The following is a 17,920-nucleotide window of genomic DNA, read 5'->3' on the forward strand; positions in this document are numbered from 1 at the left end:
GCGAGACGGCATTGACCCCGCCCACCCCCTCTCGCTACGTTCCACGGCATGTCACGTTCAGCCCTGCTCACCACGCGCGGTCACATCGACCTGCTGCGGGTGGCCTCCGCCGCCTGTCCCCGCGGCTGCTGACGTTCCGTCATTCCCCTCCGGCCGTCATCCGGCCTGCTTCTCGTACGTGTTGCCCGGCCCGTCCCAGGTGTTCCGGCTCCGTGCGCCGTTCCGCGCCCACGTCGCCCGTGCCGCGATGCCCAACCGCATTGCGCTGACGCCGTGTTGCGCTGAATCCGTGCCCGGGCTCCGACGCGTACCCGGCCGTCCGTAACCGTCTCTCCCGTCCTCCGTGGAGCCCTCATGACCATCAGCCACGCCCCGCCGCATCTCACGCGGCGGGATATATCAACACAACCCATGAAAACGTCCACCGATCTCGAACCCATCGCCTCCACCACCGCCCGCCGCGCCCGCGTCCCCCGGTGGCTGCGCCGTACCTCCGGCCCCCTCCTCCTGCTCGTCCTCTGGCAGGTGCTCAGCGCCACAGGCGTCCTTTCGGCCGACGTACTGGCCTCCCCCGGCACCATCGCGCAGGTGGCCTCCGACCTCGTCGCCGACGGCTCGCTGACGTCCGCGATGGGGGTCTCGCTGCAGCGCGTCGCGGCGGGGCTGCTCCTCGGGACGCTCGTCGGGACCTCCCTCGCGCTGCTCGCGGGCCTGTTCCGGGCCGGCGAGGACCTGGTGGACGCCAGTGTGCAGATGCTGCGCACGGTGCCGTTCGTCGGGCTGATCCCGCTGTTCATCATCTGGTTCGGCATCGGCGAGGCCCCGAAGGTCGCCATCATCACGATGGGTGTCTCCTTCCCCCTCTACCTCAACGTCTACGCGGGCATCCGCGGCGTGGACGCGCAACTCATCGAGGCGGGCGAGTCCCTGGGGCTGTCCCGCTGGGGGCTCGTCCGCCATGTCGTCCTGCCGGGCGCCCTGCCCAGCGCGCTGACGGGGCTGCGCTACTCGCTGGGCATCGCCTGGCTGGCGCTGGTCTTCGCCGAACAGGTCAACGCGGACGCCGGAATCGGCTTTCTGATGATCCAGGCGCGCGACTTCCTGCGGACGGACGTGATCGTCGTCTGCCTGATCGTCTACGCCTTCCTCGGCCTGCTCGCCGACTTCGCCGTCCGTACTCTCGAAAGGCTGCTGCTGCAATGGCGACCGACGTTCACCGGCCGGTGACCTGCACCCCCGACCCGCCTACCGCCACCACCGCCGTACGGGTCTCGGGCCTGACCCGCGCCTTCGACGGCCGGCCGGTGATCGACGGCCTCGAACTCGATGTACGCCCGGGCGAGTTCGTCGCACTGCTCGGGCGCAGCGGATGCGGCAAGAGCACGCTGCTGCGCGTGCTCGCCGGACTCGACCGCGAGATCGACGGCACCGTTCTGGTCCCCCGCCGCAGGGCCGTCGCCTTCCAGGCGCCACGGCTCATGCCGTGGAAGCGGGTATGGCGCAATGTGATGCTCGGATTGCCCGGCCGTCCCGAACGAGCCGTGGCGGAGCGGGCGTTGGAGGAGGTCGGCCTCGGTCACCGCTCCGACGCATGGCCCAAGACACTCTCCGGCGGCGAGGCCCAGCGCGCCTCGCTTGCCCGCGCCCTCGTCCGCGAGCCCGATCTGCTGCTGCTCGACGAGCCGTTCGGGGCACTCGACGCCCTCACCCGCATCAAGGCGCAGCAGCTCGTGGCGGAGCTGTGGCAGCGCCGCGGCTGCGCCGTCCTCCTGGTCACGCATGACGTCGAGGAGGCGCTGCTGCTCGCCGACCGCGCCCTGGTCATGGACGAGGGCCGGATCGCGTACGAGACGCCCGTGGACCTGCCGCGGCCTCGCGACATCGCCGACCCGCGGTTCGCCGGACTGCGCGCCCGGCTGCTGGACCGGCTGGGCGTCACGGAGCCCGGCCCGGCGCACAAGGCCGCCTGACCCCCTGTCACCCCGCCCCCTCCCTTACCCCGCACCAACCGAACGGACAGCCCATGCGACGACGTACCGTCCCCCTCGCTCTTCTCCCGCTCGCCCTGCTCCTCACCGCCTGCTCCGGTGCGTCCTCCGCCGACGACTCCTCGGGAGGGACGGGCGGCGGCATCGACGGCAAGGGGTCCCTGACCCTCAACGTCGGTGACCAGAAGGGTGGTTCGGAGGCCATCCTGCGCGCCGCCGGTGAACTCGACGATCTCGACTACCGGATCAAATGGTCGACGTTCACTTCCGGGCCTCCACTGCTGGAGGCCATCAACGCACGCGCCGTCGACACCGGGACCGTCGGCAACACCCCGCCGGTCTTCGCCGCCGGCGCCGGCTCGAAGATCTCGGTGATCGCCGCGACCCGTGGGCATGCCCGCGGCGACACCATCCTGGTGCCGAAGGACTCGTCGGCAGAGAAGACCGCGGACCTCAAGGGCAAGTCGGTGGCCGTGGCGCAGGGCAGCTCGGCCCACTACCAGCTCGTCGCCTCCCTGAAGAAGGCCGGACTGACGCTGAAGGACGTACGGGTCAGCTATCTGCAACCGGCGGACGCCCTGGCCGCGTTCAACGGCGGCAAGGTCGACGCCTGGGCCGTCTGGGACCCGTACACCTCCCAGGTGCTGCGCAGCAAGCAGGGCCGGGTGCTCACCGACGGGCAGGGCGTCGTCAACGGCCTCGGCTTCCAGGTCGCGGCCCCCGGCGCCCTGAAGGACAAGAAGAAGGCCGCCGCCATCGGCGACCTGGTCGAGCGGCTGCGCCGAGCCCAGGACTGGGCCCACAAGCACCCCGAGGCGTGGGCGAAGGTCTGGGCGAAGGACACCAAGCTGCCCTACGAGGTGGCGCTGGACGCGGTGAAGCGGAGCAACGGCACACGGGTACCCGTCTCCGTCGACAAGGCCGCGATCGCCTCCGAGCAGGAGATCGCCGACACCTTCGCCCGACTGAAGCTCATTCCGGGCCGGTTCGACTTCGGCGACTTCGTCGACACCCGGTTCAACGGCGATCTGCCGCCGTCCACGACACCCGCCCGCACCTTCGAGGAGAAGTCCTGATGACCGTACGCCTGCACTGGTTCCTGCCCACCGGCGGTGACGGGCGGACGCTCGTCGACCGTCACGCCTACACCGACGGCGGGGTCCGGCGGTCGCGCATCACCCCCGTCAGCGGGGTCCGCGCGCCCGACATCGACTATCTGGCACAGATCGCCAAGGCGGCCGAACAGCTCGGTTTCGAGGCCGTGTTGACGCCGACGGGGACGTGGTGCGAGGACGCCTGGCTGACCACGGTCGCCCTGGCGCAGCACACCGAGCGGCTGAAGTTCCTGGTCGCCTTCCGTCCGGGAGTGATCTCGCCGGTGCTCGCGGCACAGATGGCGTCCACGTACCAGCGGATCACCCGGGGCCGGCTGCTGCTCAATGTGGTCACCGGCGGGGACTCGACCGAGCAGCGCCGCTTCGGCGACCACCTGGACCATGACCGGCGCTATGCGCGCACCGCCGAGTTCCTGGAGGTCGTACGGGGTGTGTGGGGTGGGCTTCCGTACGACTTCCACGGCGAGCACTACACGGTCGACGGCGGTCTGACGGCGCTGCCTCCGGACCCGCTCCCCGAGATCTTCTTCGGCGGCTCCTCGGCGGCGGCGGGACCGGTTGCGGCCGGGCACGCCGATGTCTACCTCACCTGGGGCGAGCCCCCCGAGCAGGTCGAGGAGAAGATCGCGTGGATCCGCCGCCTGGCCGAGGAGCGCGGGCGGACGGTCCGCTTCGGCATCCGGCTGCACACGATCTCGCGGGACTCGGCGCGCGAGGCGTGGGCCACCGCGGACCGGCTGCTGGACGACCTGGACGCGGACACGGTCGCGGCGGCGCAGGAGGCACTGGGCCGGAGCGAGTCGGTGGGACAGCAGCGAATGCGTGCCCTGCACGGGGGCTCGCGGGAGGAGCTGGAGATCTCGCCGAACCTGTGGGCCGGAGTGGGCCTGGTACGCGGCGGGGCCGGCACTGCGCTGGTCGGCAGCCACGCAGATGTGGCGGACCGTATCGAGGAGTACCACGCGCTCGGGATCGAGCACTTCATACTCTCCGGCTATCCGCATCTGGAGGAGGCGTACTGGTTCGGGGAGGGTGTGACCCCGCTGCTGGCCGAGCGCGGGCTGCTGCCGCGGGTCCCCGCCTCGCCGCTGCTCGGGGTGCCCGCCGCGAACGGGCGTCCCGCCTCCGCGCCGGGCGGCGCACCGCTGCTGGTGGCCGGGGGCCGCTGAGCGGGAAGATTCGGAGCCCCGGCCGAGTTGGTGGAAGCGTGAACAACTCCGGGGCGCAGAGAGTACGCGGCACCGAGACCGAAGTCGGTACCGAGGTCGACGTCGTGGTCGTGGGCGCTGGGCAGGCGGGCCTGTCCAGCGCCTACCACCTGCGACAGGCCGGATACGCGCCGGACCGCGACATCGTCGTACTCGACCACGCTCCGCGGCCGGGCGGCGCCTGGCAGTTCCGCTGGCCCACGCTGACGTACGGCAGGGTGCACGGGATGCACGCGCTGCCCGGCATGGAACTGATCGGAGCGGACGCGTCGCTGCCGTCCTCCGCAGTCATCGGCGACTACTTCGCACGCTACGAGCACACCTTCGGCTTGCGGGTGCACCGGCCCGTGGACGTGACGGCCGTACGGGAGGGCGAGGGCGGCCGGCTGCGCGTCGAGACCTCGGCCGGGGTGTGGAACACCCGTGCTCTGATCAATGCCACGGGCACCTGGGACCGCCCGTTCTGGCCCCGCTACGCCGGTCAGGAGACCTTCCGCGGACGGCAGGTGCACACCGCGCAGTACGGCGGGCCATGGGACTTCGCGGGTGAGCGCGTCATCGTCGTCGGCGGCGGCACGTCCGGGGTCCAGCATCTGCTGGAGATCGCGGAGGTGGCCGCGGAGACGACGTGGGTGACGCGGCGGCCGCCGGTCTTCCGCGACGGCCCGTTCGGCGAGGACCAGGGCCGGGCGGCGGTGGCGCTCGTCGACGAGCGGGTGCGGCAGGGCCTTCCGCCGCAGAGCGTGGTGTCGGTGACGGGGCTGCCGCTCACCGAGGCGATGCGGGAGGCGCGGGAGCGGGGTGTGCTGGTGCGTCGGCCGATGTTCGAGCGCATCACCCCGGACGGCGCCCTCTGGGCGGACGGCACGGCGGTCGAGGCGGACGCGATCCTGTGGGCCACCGGATTCCGCGCGGCGATCGGCCATCTGGCGCCGCTGGGGCTGCGCGAGCCGGGCGGCGGGATCCGCGTCGAGGTCACACGGGCGGTGCGGGACCCGCGGGTCCACCTGGTCGGCTACGGGCCGTCGGCGAGCACGATCGGCGCCAACCGCTTCGGCAGGTCCGCGGTGCGGGAGATCCTGGCGCTGCTGGAACGCGACGAGCGTCCGGCGGCCGTGTCCGTCGCCTGACACCGCGGCGCCGCGGCGCAGGGACGGCAGGGACGGCGGGGGTCCCGGGGTCGCTACGCCGGGCTCACCCGGACCTCAGCCTCCGAGCGTTGCGGCGGGCGTTGCAGCGGGCGCGCGTTCGGCGGCGCGCCGCACCAGCGCCGCGTACCGCCCCTCCAGGGCGAGCAGTTGGCCGTGCGTCCCGCGCTCGGCGATGTGCCCGCCGTCCAGCACGACGATCTGGTCCGCCTCCCGGATCGTGGACAGCCGGTGGGCGATGGTGATGGTGGTGCGCCCCCGGGCCAGCGCGTCGATGGCCTGCTGCACGGCATGCTCGGTACGGGTGTCCAGGGCACTGGTCGCCTCGTCGAGGATGAGGACGGGCGGGTCGCGCAGAATCGTCCGGGCGATGGCCAGCCGCTGCTTCTCGCCCCCGGAGAAGCGGTAGCCCCGCTCGCCGACCAGGGTGTCGTACCCCTCGGGCAGACCCGCGATGTGGTCGTGGATCTGCGCGGCCCGCGCCGCGGCCTCGATCTCCGCATCGGTCGCGTCGGGCTTGGCGAAGCGGAGGTTGTCCGCGATGGAGGCGTGGAAGAGGTAGGTCTCCTGGGAGACCACGCCGACGCCGCGGGCGATCGAGTCGAAGTCGAGGTCCCGGACGTCGATGCCGTCGAGCCGTACCTGACCGCCCGTCACGTCGTAGAGCCGGGGCACCAGATAGCTGAGGGTGGTCTTGCCCGATCCGGTGGATCCGACGACGGCGAGGCTGCTGCCCGCGGGGACGGCGAGGTCGATACCGCTGAGTGTCGCCGAGCCGCCGCCGCTCGTGTCCTCGTAGGAGAAGTGCACGTCCTGGAACGTGACATCGCCGCGCACCGTCTCCAGGCGCACCGGCTCGGCGGGTTCGGTGATGTCCACGCGGAGGTCGAGGTACTCGAAGATGCGCTGGAAGAGCGCGAGCGAGGCCTGCACCTGCACACCGGTGGACAGCAGGCCGACCGCCGGCCGGAACAGGCCCTGCTGGAGGGAGACGAAGGCGACCAGGGTGCCCAGCGACACGACGGGGCCGCCCAGTTGGAGCGCCGTTCCCGCGGCCCAGTAGATGACCGCGGGCATGGCGGCCATGACGATGCCGATGACGGACATCCGCCAGCGCCCCGCCATGCTGGACCGCACCTCGAGGTCGACCAGGCGCTCGGACTCGTCACGGAACGACGCCGTCAGCGAGTCCGCGCGACCCATGGTGCGGCCCAGCAGGATGCCGCTCACGGACAGCGACTCGGTGACGATCGAGGCCATCGAGGCCATCTGCTTCTGCCGCTGCGAGGTGATCTTCTTGCGCTCGTCCCCGACCCGGCGGCTGATCCACACGAACACCGGCAGCAGGGCCAGGGAGACCACGGTCAGCCGCCAGTCCAGCGCGATCATCGCGACGATCGTGGCGACCACGCTGGTGATGTTGGAGACCAGCGAGGTGGCGGTGGAGGTCACGGTCGCCTGCATGCCGCCGATGTCGTTGGCGATACGGGACTGCACCTCGCCGGTGCGGGTGCGGGTGAAGAAGGCCAGCGGCATGCGCTGGAGGCGGGCGTAGACGGCGGTGCGCAGATCGTGCATCACCCGCTGGCCCACGGTCGTCGAGATCAGGGTCTGCAGCACGCCGAAGATGCTGCTCACCACGGCGGCGGCGATCATGCCGAGCGCGAGCAGGCTCAACAACCCCGTACGCCCCTGGGGGATGGCCGTGTCGAGCACCTCGCGCAGCATGAACGGCGAGGCCACGGCGACCAGCGAGGAGGCGGCGACCAGCAGCCCGACGAGGGCGAGCCGGCCGCGGTAGGGACGGAAGAGCCGGAGGATGCGCCGCACCTGGGCGGGCTGCTCGGGATCGGGGGGTGGTGGGGTCCAGTCGGTTTCGCCGTGCTTCATGGGCTCCTACGGTGACGTCGTCCGGCGGTGACGAGGAGAGCCTAGCTCATTGTTACCTACACTCACAATGAACATGGTCCTGATACGCTCACGCCATGCGCTCCCCCCAGGACGGTCCCGGCACCGACGCCGACGGCGCCCTCGCCGAGCAACTGCTGCGACTCACGCGGCGGATGCACCGCGCCCAGAAGCGGCATCTGGAGCCCCTGGGACTCACCCCCGCGCAGTCCCGCCTGCTGCGGACGGTGACGCAGTTCCCGGAGCCCCCGCGGATGGCCGATCTCGCCGAGCGGCTCGAGGTGGTCCCCCGGGCGGTCACGACGCTGGTCGACGCACTGGAGGCGAACGGAGCGGTGCGCCGTGTCCCCGACCCCGCCAACCGTCGCGTGGTGCGCATCGAGGTGACCGACGAGGGCCGGGCGACACTCAAGGCCCTGCGCACCGCTCGCAGAGCCGCGGCGGAGGACATCCTGGCGCCACTCAGCACCGAACAGCGCGCGGCGCTCGGGGAGTTGCTGGCGGACCTGACCTGCGCGCCCGACCGCCGCTGCTGAACGGCCCCGCCCCTGCGGGGGCACCGGCGCCCCACCGCTCGCCCACGCCCGACCGGTGGACGCCCGCCATCGACGCCGCCGGTGCATACCCGCCGTTGATGCACCCCGTTGATGTACAGCGTTGATGCACGGCGTTGATGTACGGCGCCGAGGGCCACCTTCAGCAGCAGGGCTCGGCGCTCACTCCGGCCCCGGGGCCGGAGTGACCAGACAGCTACTGGTCGCCGTGGCCAGCAGCCGGTCCTTCCCGTCCGTCATCCGCGCCTCCGCCAGCGCGGTGCGCCGCCCGAGATGGGTGACGGTGCCGATGCACCGCACCACACCGGTCTCCGTGGTCATGGCCTTGAGGAACTTCACCGACAGGTCGAGTGAGGTGTAGCGGGCACCCACGGGAAGCAGGGTGTGCACGGCGCAGCCGGCGGCCGAGTCCAGCAACGTCGCGTAGACGCCGCCGTGCACGGACCCGATCGGGTTGTACATGTACTCGGCCGCCTCGGCGCTGAAGACCACACGGCCCGGCTCCGCCTCGGTGATCCGGAACCCGAGCGTGTGCGTGATGGGCGGCGCCGGCAGATCGCCGGAGAGCAGCGACCGCACGATCTCCAGACCGCTCATCCTCCTCGCCGCGTCCGCGATGACCGTGGGGTCGTCCCACTGGTACGTCCGCGTCCGGGCGCCGTGCGGGCCCACCCCGCCCGAACGACCCGCCTCGTCATACCGATCCGCCTCGTCATACCGACCCGCCCCGCCGGGCGGCCCGGCCGCGGCGGGCACGGCCGACGATCCTCCGGTCCCGCCCACACCGCCGGCCACCGCATCAGGCACTGCCGACCACCCCGAACTCCTCGCTCGGCTCCAGGACTTCGACCATGGGGAGGCTCCTCGGTTCTTACGTTCTTACACGTGCGGTCAAGTACAGGGCCCGGGCAGCAGCCGGGCCGCCACGCTCGGCGGCGTTGCGTCGTCGCAGGGTCGCAACGTCGCTGCGTCGCTGCGTCGCTGCGTCGCTGCGTCGTCAGCTCGCGCCGCTGCGTCGCTGCGTCGTCAGCTCGCGCCGCCGCCGTCCTGCCCGTCGGCCGCCAGGGCGACCAGATCGGCGTAGCGCACCACGTTTCCGCCCGCACCCCAGGTGCCGTCGGGCTGCTCATGCACGAGCACCCAGATCCGTAGTGCGTCGGCCTCGCTCAGCCCGGCCGCTTTGAGCACGGCGGCGGTGACATCGCCGATCAGTCCCTCCTTGCGCCGCTGGGACAGAGCACCGGCAGGGACGCGAACGTCCACACGGAACCTCGGCTCGTCGTCCTCCAGCGCCGTCAGGGCACCGGGCGGGAGTTCGTCGAACTGCGTCCACGTCACGGAGCGGAAGAAGGCGGTGTCCGGGGCACCGTCCCAGCGCAGCAGCAGCCGGGCGAGCGTGGTGCGGATGGTCTCGCGGCCCTCCGGGGTCAGGGCGCCCTCGGGGGCGGTGAGCTGGATGAACGGCATCTCTGCACTCCTCTGGCGCGGAGGACTCCTCCGCTATGACGACCGTTATAGAAAACCCCACGCTAGACTATGACGACCGTCATAGCCAGTCCTCGGTGATCGGAGAGAACGCGCAATGGTCCAGCCGAGCCAGGACGTCCGCGGGCGCATCGTCGCCGGTGCGGCCGACATGATCCGCCGCCGCGGGCTGAACGCCACCACCGTCCGCACCCTGGCCAAGCACGCCGACGCGCCGCTCGGCTCGACGTACCACTACTTCCCCGACGGCAAGCAGCAACTGGCCACGGAGGCCGTACGGTTCGCGGGCGACATGGTGAGCCGTACGCTGCGGCGCGAGCTCGCGGCGGGCCCCGTCGCCGGGCTTCGCGCCTTCTTCGCGCTGTGGCGTGAGACCGTCCTCGGCACGGACTTCCGGGCCGGCTGCCCCGTCCTCGCCGTCGCCATCGAGGAGCCCCCCGAGGGCGAGACCCCCGCCGTGCTCACCGCAGCGGCCGAGGCCTTCAGCGCCTGGGAATCCCTGCTCGCCGACTCCCTGCGCGAACACGGAGCCGATGCGCAGCAGGCCGAGCAGATCGCCACGCTCGTCGTCGCCGCGGTCGAGGGCACGGTCGCCCTGTGCCGGGCCAAGCGCAGCATCGAGCCGCTCGACCGCACCGCGGAGCAGCTCCAGGCGCTGGTCGCCGCCGCGATCGACCACTAGTCCAACTACCCGCGCGAAGAGTCCAATCGGTGTCCGATCGGTCCCCTTGCGCGGCGTCGGCGGCAACCGCCAGGGTCCAGTCGGGATATTCGGAAGTTCCCGTGCGCCAGCGCGTCCATCCGCCTGCCTGGAGGTCCGATGAACGACTCAGCACCGCCCGACGATCGCGCCGGCGACCACGCCGGTGAGCGCGTCGATCACCACACCGGCGAGGCCGTCACCGCGCCGTCCTCGGTCAGCCGCCGCTCCGTCCTGTGGGGCGCCGGAGCCGCAAGTGCCGGTCTCGGCATGGGGATCACCGGCCTCGGGGCGGGTCCCGCCGCCGCTGCCGCCCCCGCGGAGGCGGACGCCACCGGGACGACGGACGAGCACTGGCCCGCGCGTCAGGGCGAGACCATGATCGGCGTACCGTTCGAGCGGCGCAGCACGGTTCGGATCGCCATCGTGGGCCTCGGCAACCGCGGTGGCAGCATGATCGACCTGTTCCTGGCGATACCCGGCGTACGCGTCGTGGCGCTGTGCGACCCGGTCAGGGAGAAGGCGGAGAAGGCCGCCGCCAAGGTGACCGCCGCCGGACAGCCCGCCCCCGCTCTCTACACCAAGGGCGACCACGACTACGAGAAGCTGTGCGAGCGCGGCGATCTCGACTTCGTCTATGTGGCCACGCCCTGGGAGTGGCACTTCGACATGGCCAAGTCGGCGCTCCTGAACGGCAAGCACGTCGGCGTGGAGTGTCCCGTCGCGCTGGAGATGCGGCAACTGTGGGAGCTGGTCGACCTCTCGGAGCGCACCCGGCGCCATTGCATGCAACTGGAGAACTGCTGTTACGGCAAGAACGAGATGCGCGTCCTGCGCATGGCGCACGCCGGCCTCTTCGGTGATCTGCTGCACGGCGCAGGGGCGTACATCCACGATCTGCGCGGCCTGATGTTCGATCCGGCGTACTACGAGGGCCCGTGGCGGCGGCTGTGGCACACCCGTCTGCGCGGCGACCTCTATCCGAACCACGGACTCGGTCCGGTCGCCAACTACATGGACGTCAACCGCGGCGACCGTGCCGTACGCATCAGCACGTTCGGATCCCCGTCCCTGGGTCTCGCCGCCTACCGCAAGGAGCACATGCCGCCGGGCGACCCGAGCTGGAAGGAGTCGTACATCGAGAGCGACATGTCGATCAGCCTGGTGCAGACGGCGAAGGGCCGGGTCATCCGGCTGGAGCACGCGGTCTCCAACCCGCACCCGTACAGCAGGCTGAACATCCTCGGCGGCACCAAGGGCGTCTTCGAGGACTACCCGGAACGGATCTATCTCGAGCCGGAGATGTCCGACGACGAGTGGGGTGACTTCACCCGGTACGCCGAGTGGGACCACTGGTTGTGGAAGGAGCACTCCGATCCGCCCGGCGGACACGGCGGGATGGACTACATCATGGTCTTCCGGCTGATGCAGACCATGCAGCTCGGCCTGGTCCCCGACTTCGACGTGTACGACGCGGCCACCTGGACCGCGCCGGTACCGCTGAGTCATGCCTCGATCAAGGCCAAGGGCGCGCCGCAGCAGATCCCGGACTTCACGCGCGGCCTGTGGAAGGCGACCCGGCCGGGCATGGACTCGGAGAAGCCCGGGGCGTAGCCGCCTTCCTTCCCCCCAAGTGCCCCGCTCAGCCCGTCAGATGGGCCCGGTCGCCCATGACGACGACCGGGTGCCGTGCCGGGTCGAGGGTGCGCAGCAGGTACGCCATCCCGGACTTGGACAGGCTCACGCATCCCGAGGTGCCGCTGCCGTGGTCCATGTGCAGCCAGATGCTGCCGCCTTTGGCCTGGCCCTCGGGGCGCGTCGGGTCGTTCGGGGCCGTGCCCTTGACCCGGTTGTAGTCGATGGCGATGACGTAGTCGAAGTCGTGCCAGTGGGACTCGGCCCAGGAGCGCGGGGCGGCGAACGCGGCGGAACGGCTGTAGGGCAGCCCCTTGCCGGGGCCGGGGTCGGGGAGGACCCCGCCCGCATCCGTCAGGGTGAAGACGCCGACGGGACTGCGCTTGTCGTCCTGGCGGTGATCGGTGGTCCAGCCGCGCTTGCCGTTGTGCCCGGTCCAACTGCGCGTACGGTCCCAGCTTCCGCCGTTCTTCGTCCACAGCACGACGGTGGCATCGGCCGAGTTCCGGCCGCGGCCGTACACCGCGACGACCTGGCCCGCCTCGGCCGGGATGCGTGACCGGAGTCGCTCCCCCAGGCCCGGTATGCGCTTGAGGTTCGCGACGGGCGAGGCACCGGCCCGGTGTCCGCCCGCGTCGTGCCGTCCCTCGCCGCGGCCGCTGTCCGTGCCGCCGCAGCCCGCCAGGAGGGCGATCCCGGCCACGGCGACGGCTCCTGCCCGCAAAGACCCCGATATGCGCATGGACCCCATGCTCCCACTCCGTTACGGCGGCCGCCGCACGCGGTGACGTTGAGCGAGGAAATTCGGTTGATACGGGCCTGCCGTCGGCGCGAACCTTGCACGGCTCACCACCCGCCCCGCAGGAACGACGAGAACGGCCCCTGGGACGTCATGCAGATTCGCGATCTTCCGTATCCCGATCCCGGCGTACCCGACGCCCGGTCCGGCCCGCGTTTCCTGATGTGGCTGGGCCGCCGCCAGTGGCGGGGTCAGCTCAAGGCACTGCTGTGGGGCACCCTGCACATGTCCGGTGTCGCCCTGCTCCCCGCCGTGGTGGGCATCGCCGTGCAGGCCGTCGTCGACGGCTCGGGCCCCCGGCTGGCACTGTCCGGCGGACTGATCGCCGTCCTGGGCGCGTTGATCGCCCTCGGCGACACCATGCTCCATCGCGCCGCCGTCACCAACTGGATCACCGCGGCCGCCCGTGTGCAGCAGCTTCTCGCGCGCAAGACGGCCGAGATGGGGGCCACGCTGACCCGGCGTGTGGCGGCGGGCGAGATCACCGCGGTGTCGACGGGCGACGTGGAGAAGATCGGCTGGTTCGTCGAGGCACTCTCCCGCTTCGCCGCGGCGGCCGTCACCTCCGTGGCCGTCTGCGTGGCCCTGATGGTGTACGAGCCGGCGCTCGGCGGGGTCGTGGCCATCGGCGTACCGGTCCTCGCGCTGGCCGTGATGCCGCTGCTGCCGCGCGCCACCCGGCGCGCGGACGAGCAGCGGGAGAAGGCGGGCCGGGCGACCGAGCTCGCCTCGGACACGGTCGCGGGGCTGCGCGTGCTGCGCGGCATCGGCGGCGAGGAGCTGTTCCTGACCCGCTACCGCCAGGCGTCGCAGGAGGTGCGGAAGGCGGCGGTGCGCAGCGCCCGGATGTGGTCGCTGATCAGCGCGGTCCAGGTGGTGATGCCGGGGCTGCTGCTGATCGCGGTGGTCTGGTACGGCGCCCGTCTGGCGCTGGACGGACGGATCACGGTGGGCGAACTGGTCACCGTGTACGGGGCGGTCACCTTTCTGCTCTTTCCGATGCGGCACTTCGAGGAGATCGCGATGGCGTACTCCTTCTCGCGCCCGTCGGCGAAGCGGGCGGCGCGCGTCCTGAGTCTCCGGCGCACCACCACCGGACCGGCCGAACCAGGCGCAGGGGCCGTACCGGACGGAGGCGGCACCGAGGTTCCGCCGACCGGCGATCTGTACGACCCGCGCAGCGGCCTGCTCGCCCCCTCAGGCCGGCTGACGGTCGTGGTGTGCGGCGATCCGGACGTGGCGGGGCGGCTGGCCGACCGGCTCGGCGGGCATCCCCCGCTGGAGCCGGGCGAGGAGAGCGCGCCCTCGACGCTGCTGGGCGGCGCGGCGCTCGACGAGATGCCACTGGATGCGGCCAGGACGGCGGTGCTGGTCCAGGACAAGGACCCGGTGCTGCTCTCGGGGACGCTGGGCGAGCTGTTCGCCATCCCGTCCTCGGGCGCGGTTCGGTACGAAGCGGCCCTGGAGGCCGCCCAGTGCGGGGACGTGCTGGAGGCACTCGCCCAGTCCTCCGCCGGGGCTGCAGGCGGGCCGGCGACCGGACCCGGGGACGGCGGCTCCCCGATGGACGCGCACATCACCGAGCGCGGGCGTTCGCTCTCGGGCGGACAGCGCCAGCGGCTCGCGCTGGCACGGTCACTGGTCGCGGACCCGGAGGTGCTGGTGCTGGACGAGCCGACGAGCGCCGTCGACTCGCACACCGAGGCGCGGATCGCGGACGGACTCCGGCGCCTGCGCGCGGGCCGGACGACCGTGGTGTTCGCCTCCAGTCCGCTGCTGCTCGACCGGGCCGACCGGGTGGCGTTCGTCCCCGGCGGGGAGGTCGCCGCGGTCGGGGTGCACCGCGAGCTGCTGGAGCGCGACCCCGCATACCGGGCCGTCGTCACCCGCGAGACGGACCGGGAACAGCATGACCGAGTGGGCGGCCCGGCCGCACCGACCGAGCCGGCGGCCATCGGCGACAGGACAGAGATCGAGGAGACGGCATGATCGGCGTGGCGCCCCCGGCGTACGACCCGGGCGCATCGGAGAGTGCGGCGACCCTCCCGGTCGGCTCGCCCGCGACCGTACGCCGCTATGTCGGGGAGCTGTTGCGGCGGCACCGGCGCGCGTTCGTACTGCTGGTGGCCGTGAACGCGGTCGCGGTGATCGCATCCATGGTCGGCCCCTACCTCCTCGGCGGACTGGTCGAGAAGGTGGCGGACGGCGCCCGCGATCTCCGACTGGAGCGGACGATCGGGCTGTTCGCGGTGGCTCTTGTCGTGCAGACCGTGTTCGTACGGCTGGTGCGGCTGCGCGGAGCGATGCTCGGCGAGGAGATGCTCGCGGATCTGCGCGAGGACTTCCTCGTACGGTCCGTCGGACTGCCGCCGGGCGTGCTGGAGCGGGCCGGGACCGGCGATCTGCTGTCGCGTATCACCACCGACATCGACCGGCTGGCGAACGCGATGCGCGAAGCCGTGCCGCAGCTCGCCATCGGTGTGGTGTGGGCGGGGCTCCTGATCGGCGCGCTCGGTGTCACCGCGCCGCCCCTCGCGCTGGCCCTCGTGGTCGCGTCGCCCGTCCTGCTCGTCGGCTGCCGCTGGTACTTCCGCCGCGCCCCGAGCGCCTACCGCTCGGAGGCGGCAGGGTATGCGGCGGTGGCGGCGGTGCTCACCGAGACCGTGGACGCGGGCCGCACCATCGAGACGCACCGGCTGGGGCGTCGCCGGATCGCCCTGTCGGAGCGTCGGATCCGCGAGTGGACGGCGTGGGAGCGCTACACCCTGTGGCTCCGCTCGGTGCTGTTCCCGGTGATCAACGTCTTCTACGTGCTGATCCTGGGCTCCGTGCTGATGATCGGCGGCTCGTTCGTCCTCCAGGGCTGGATGACGGTCGGTCAGCTCACGACCGGGGCACTGCTGGCGCAGATGCTGGTGGAACCGGTCGGGATGATCCTGCGCTGGTACGACGAGTTGCAGATCGCGCAGGTGTCGATCGCCCGGCTCGTGGGCGTGCGGGAGATCGAGGCCCGGGACGCCGACGGCCGGCTGTCGCCGGAGGGGCGGCATGTGCGGGCGGAGGACGTGCGGTTCGGCTACCGCGCGGGCACCGACGTGCTCCACGGGGTCTCGCTCGACGTCCGGCCCGGCACGCGGCTGGCGCTCGTGGGGCCGTCCGGCGCGGGCAAGTCCACCCTGGGCCGGCTGCTGGCGGGCATCTACGCCGCACGGGCCGGTGAAGTAACCCTCGGCGGTGCGGAGTTGGCGCGCATGCCGGCGGAGCGGGTCCGCGAGCATGTGGCCCTGGTCAATCAGGAGCACCACGTCTTCGTGGGCTCCCTGCGGGACAATCTGCTGTTGGCGCGTACGGGCGCGCGGGAGGAGGAGTTGTGGGCCGCGCTCACCGCGGTGGACGCGGAGAGCTGGGCGAGGGCGCTGGAGGACGGCCTCGACACCGAGGTCGGCTCGGGCGGCCTGGCGCTGACGCCCGCGCAGGCACAGCAGATCGCGCTGGCCCGGCTGGTCCTCGCCGATCCGCACACGCTGGTGCTGGACGAGGCGACATCGCTCCTCGACCCGCGCGCTGCCCGCCACTTGGAACGCTCGCTGGCCCGGGTGCTGGACGGACGTACGGTCGTGGCCATCGCGCACCGGCTGCACACCGCGCACGACGCGGACGTCATCGCCGTGGTGGAGGACGGCCGGATCAGCGAACTCGGCAGCCATGACGCCCTGGTGGCGGAGGACGGGGCGTACGCGGCGCTGTGGCGCTCCTGGCACGGCTGATGCACCTGCGTGACCGCATCGCGGTGCACGCGCACACCTCGGTGTACGCGTGCACCGTCCGCGTCGGCGTACGGTCCCGGGCAACCCCCACAGCGGACCGGGCCCGTACGCCTCCGCGCCTCAGGTCTCCTCGCTCCGGACGGCCGGGGCACGGCGCCTGAGGACGGAGATGGAGCCGAGGGCGATCACGGCGAGCAGGATGATGTAGCCCGAGACCGCCATCGATGTGCCGGTGCTCTGCAGCAGGAGCACCATGACGAACGGCGCGAGGCCCCCGCCGAGGACGGCGGCGATCTGGTAGCCGAGCGACGCACCGGTGTAGCGCATCTCCGCGGAGAACAGCTCGGCGAACAGGGCGGCCTGCGGCCCGTACATGATGCTCAGGAAGAGGCTGCCGACGAACGTGCCCACGGCGAGCCCGGCGATCGTGCCCGTGTCGATGAGCAGGAAGAGCGGGATCGCCCAGACCAGCAGTCCGCCCGCGCCGATCGTGTAGACGATAAGGCGCCCGACCTTGTCGGAGAGCGCCGCCGCGGCCGGGATCATCAGCAGCTGGAAGCAGCTCACCAGCAGGGACACGGCGAGCACGGAGCCACGCTCCATGCCGAGTTCGCGGGTGGTGTAGTCGAGGACGCCGGTGATGAGGATGTAGAAGGTCGCGGTGTTGACGGCGAACGAGCCCCCGGCGAGAAGCACCGTGCCGCGGTGCCGGGTCAGGATCTCGCGCAGCGGCGAGCGCGCGCCCTGCTGCTCCTTCGCCTCGGTGGCGAGCCGTTGTTCGGCCTCCCGGAACTCCGGGGTCTCCTCGACGCGGGTGTGGATGTACCAGGCGAGGACGAGCACGAGCAGGCCGACGACGAAGGGCAGCCGCCAGCCCCAGGAGACGAACGCCGTGTCACCGGTGGCCGCTTCGGCGAGGAGGAACGCGGAGTTGGCGGTCACCACACCGATGGGGACGCCGAGTTGGACGAGGCTGCCGTAGAGACCGCGCTTGCCCGGCGGCGCGTACTCGGTGGCCATCAGCATGGCACCGCCCCACTGCGCGCCGACGGCGATGCCCTGCAGGATGCGCAGGACGACCAGCAGGACGGGGGCGAGGATGCCGATCGTCTCGTACGAGGGCAGCAGGCCGATGGCGGTGGTGGCCAGGCCCATGACCGTCAGGGCCACGACGAGCATGGGCTTGCGGCCGCGCTGATCGCCGAGGTGGCCCGCGATGGTTCCGCCGATGGGGCGGGCGAGGAAGCCGACGGCGAACGTCGCGAAGGACGCGAGCACACCGGCGACCGGACTGGCGGACGGGAAGAACTGGTCACCGAGGACCAGCGCGGCGGCGATGCCGAAGATGAAGTAGTCGTACCACTCCACGGCGGCGGCGAGGGATGCCGCGGCCGCGGTGCGCCGGCGGCGCGAGGTGGCGGTTCCGGACGGGGTGGCTTTGGCGGTCGTCGGGGGTGTGTCCATGGTGCCGTCCTTCGCAGGGGACGTGGGGACGGGTGAGCTCTCGGCGCCGACGTGGGGAGCGGGGTGAAGCGCGAGCGAACGTACCGACCGGATGGTATGGCGTCAACGGATCGGACCGGATCGCATCGCGCCGTCAGTGTCCGCGCGCA

The 17,920-nt window shown here is 71.9% G+C and carries 16 protein-coding genes; 11 read left to right on the forward strand and 5 right to left on the reverse strand.

Annotated features, from left to right (window positions below):
* Window positions 1-48: 48 nt before the first annotated feature.
* The 6 genes from ACGFNH_RS15845 to ACGFNH_RS15870 all read left to right on the forward strand — a co-directional run bounded on the left by ACGFNH_RS15845 (window position 49) and on the right by ACGFNH_RS15870 (window position 5,441).
* Window positions 49-132 (forward strand): putative leader peptide, encoded by an 84-nt coding sequence (locus ACGFNH_RS15845; RefSeq protein WP_393654474.1) that lies wholly within the window; start codon window positions 49-51, stop codon window positions 130-132.
* Window positions 133-411: 279 nt separating this feature from the next.
* Window positions 412-1,227 carry an ABC transporter permease gene (locus ACGFNH_RS15850; RefSeq protein ID WP_393653943.1) on the forward strand — a complete coding sequence of 272 codons (816 nt, stop codon included), beginning with the start codon at window positions 412-414 and terminating at the stop codon, window positions 1,225-1,227.
* Complete coding sequence (locus ACGFNH_RS15855; protein WP_393653944.1) at window positions 1,200-1,970, forward strand: ABC transporter ATP-binding protein; 771 nt, start codon at window positions 1,200-1,202, stop codon at window positions 1,968-1,970. Before ACGFNH_RS15850 ends, ACGFNH_RS15855 begins: the two co-directional genes overlap by 28 nt.
* Before the next feature lie 53 nt (window positions 1,971-2,023).
* Window positions 2,024-3,064, forward strand: coding sequence for an ABC transporter substrate-binding protein (locus ACGFNH_RS15860; protein ID WP_393653946.1), 1,041 nt, complete (start codon window positions 2,024-2,026; stop codon window positions 3,062-3,064).
* Window positions 3,064-4,272 carry an LLM class flavin-dependent oxidoreductase gene (locus ACGFNH_RS15865; RefSeq protein WP_393653948.1) on the forward strand — a complete coding sequence of 403 codons (1,209 nt, stop codon included), beginning with the start codon at window positions 3,064-3,066 and terminating at the stop codon, window positions 4,270-4,272. Before ACGFNH_RS15860 ends, ACGFNH_RS15865 begins: the two co-directional genes overlap by 1 nt.
* Window positions 4,273-4,310: 38 nt before the next feature.
* Window positions 4,311-5,441 carry an FAD-dependent oxidoreductase gene (locus ACGFNH_RS15870; protein WP_393653950.1) on the forward strand — a complete coding sequence of 377 codons (1,131 nt, stop codon included), beginning with the start codon at window positions 4,311-4,313 and terminating at the stop codon, window positions 5,439-5,441.
* Between the two features lie 75 nt (window positions 5,442-5,516).
* Here the strand turns inward: ACGFNH_RS15870 and ACGFNH_RS15875 are convergent, their stop codons facing one another.
* A complete protein-coding gene (locus tag ACGFNH_RS15875) occupies window positions 5,517-7,349 on the reverse strand; it encodes an ABC transporter ATP-binding protein (protein WP_393653952.1) in 1,833 nt (610 codons plus the stop codon).
* 95 nt (window positions 7,350-7,444) lie between these two features.
* Between ACGFNH_RS15875 and ACGFNH_RS15880 the strand changes: the two genes are divergently transcribed.
* Window positions 7,445-7,903 (forward strand): MarR family winged helix-turn-helix transcriptional regulator, encoded by a 459-nt coding sequence (locus tag ACGFNH_RS15880; protein ID WP_393653954.1) that lies wholly within the window; start codon window positions 7,445-7,447, stop codon window positions 7,901-7,903.
* Between the two features lie 180 nt (window positions 7,904-8,083).
* Here the strand turns inward: ACGFNH_RS15880 and ACGFNH_RS15885 are convergent, their stop codons facing one another.
* Together ACGFNH_RS15885 and ACGFNH_RS15890 are read right to left on the reverse strand one after the other, a co-directional pair.
* Entirely contained in the window at window positions 8,084-8,593 is a 510-nt protein-coding gene (locus ACGFNH_RS15885; RefSeq protein WP_393654476.1) for a PaaI family thioesterase, read from the reverse strand.
* Window positions 8,594-8,947: 354 nt separating this feature from the next.
* Complete coding sequence (locus tag ACGFNH_RS15890) at window positions 8,948-9,388, reverse strand: 4-oxalocrotonate tautomerase family protein (protein WP_393653956.1); 441 nt, start codon at window positions 9,386-9,388, stop codon at window positions 8,948-8,950.
* 115 nt (window positions 9,389-9,503) lie between these two features.
* Between ACGFNH_RS15890 and ACGFNH_RS15895 the strand changes: the two genes are divergently transcribed.
* On the forward strand, window positions 9,504-10,088 hold the full coding sequence (locus tag ACGFNH_RS15895) for a TetR/AcrR family transcriptional regulator (protein ID WP_393653958.1): 585 nt from the start codon (window positions 9,504-9,506) through the stop codon (window positions 10,086-10,088).
* Window positions 10,089-10,226: 138 nt separating this feature from the next.
* Window positions 10,227-11,720, forward strand: a complete 1,494-nt coding sequence (locus ACGFNH_RS15900) for a Gfo/Idh/MocA family protein (RefSeq protein WP_393653960.1) — start codon at window positions 10,227-10,229, stop codon at window positions 11,718-11,720.
* A 28-nt stretch (window positions 11,721-11,748) separates the two neighbouring features.
* On the opposite strand, the gene ACGFNH_RS15905 is transcribed toward ACGFNH_RS15900, so the two are convergent.
* Complete coding sequence (locus ACGFNH_RS15905; protein WP_393653962.1) at window positions 11,749-12,483, reverse strand: L,D-transpeptidase family protein; 735 nt, start codon at window positions 12,481-12,483, stop codon at window positions 11,749-11,751.
* A 150-nt stretch (window positions 12,484-12,633) separates the two neighbouring features.
* On the opposite strand from ACGFNH_RS15905, the gene ACGFNH_RS15910 reads away from it, so the two are divergent.
* Together ACGFNH_RS15910 and ACGFNH_RS15915 are read left to right on the forward strand one after the other, a co-directional pair.
* A complete protein-coding gene (locus ACGFNH_RS15910) occupies window positions 12,634-14,529 on the forward strand; it encodes an ABC transporter transmembrane domain-containing protein (RefSeq protein WP_393653964.1) in 1,896 nt (631 codons plus the stop codon).
* The gene (locus tag ACGFNH_RS15915; protein WP_393653966.1) at window positions 14,526-16,307 is read left to right on the forward strand and encodes an ABC transporter ATP-binding protein; all 1,782 of its coding nucleotides are present in this window, start codon (window positions 14,526-14,528) and stop codon (window positions 16,305-16,307) included. Before ACGFNH_RS15910 ends, ACGFNH_RS15915 begins: the two co-directional genes overlap by 4 nt.
* Window positions 16,308-16,427: 120 nt before the next feature.
* On the opposite strand, the gene ACGFNH_RS15920 is transcribed toward ACGFNH_RS15915, so the two are convergent.
* Complete coding sequence (locus tag ACGFNH_RS15920) at window positions 16,428-17,771, reverse strand: MFS transporter (RefSeq protein ID WP_393653968.1); 1,344 nt, start codon at window positions 17,769-17,771, stop codon at window positions 16,428-16,430.
* Between the last annotated feature and the right edge of the window lie 149 nt (window positions 17,772-17,920).

Source organism: Streptomyces sp. NPDC048639 (genome assembly GCF_043199075.1).
Taxonomy (GTDB): Bacteria; Actinomycetota; Actinomycetes; order Streptomycetales; family Streptomycetaceae; genus Streptomyces.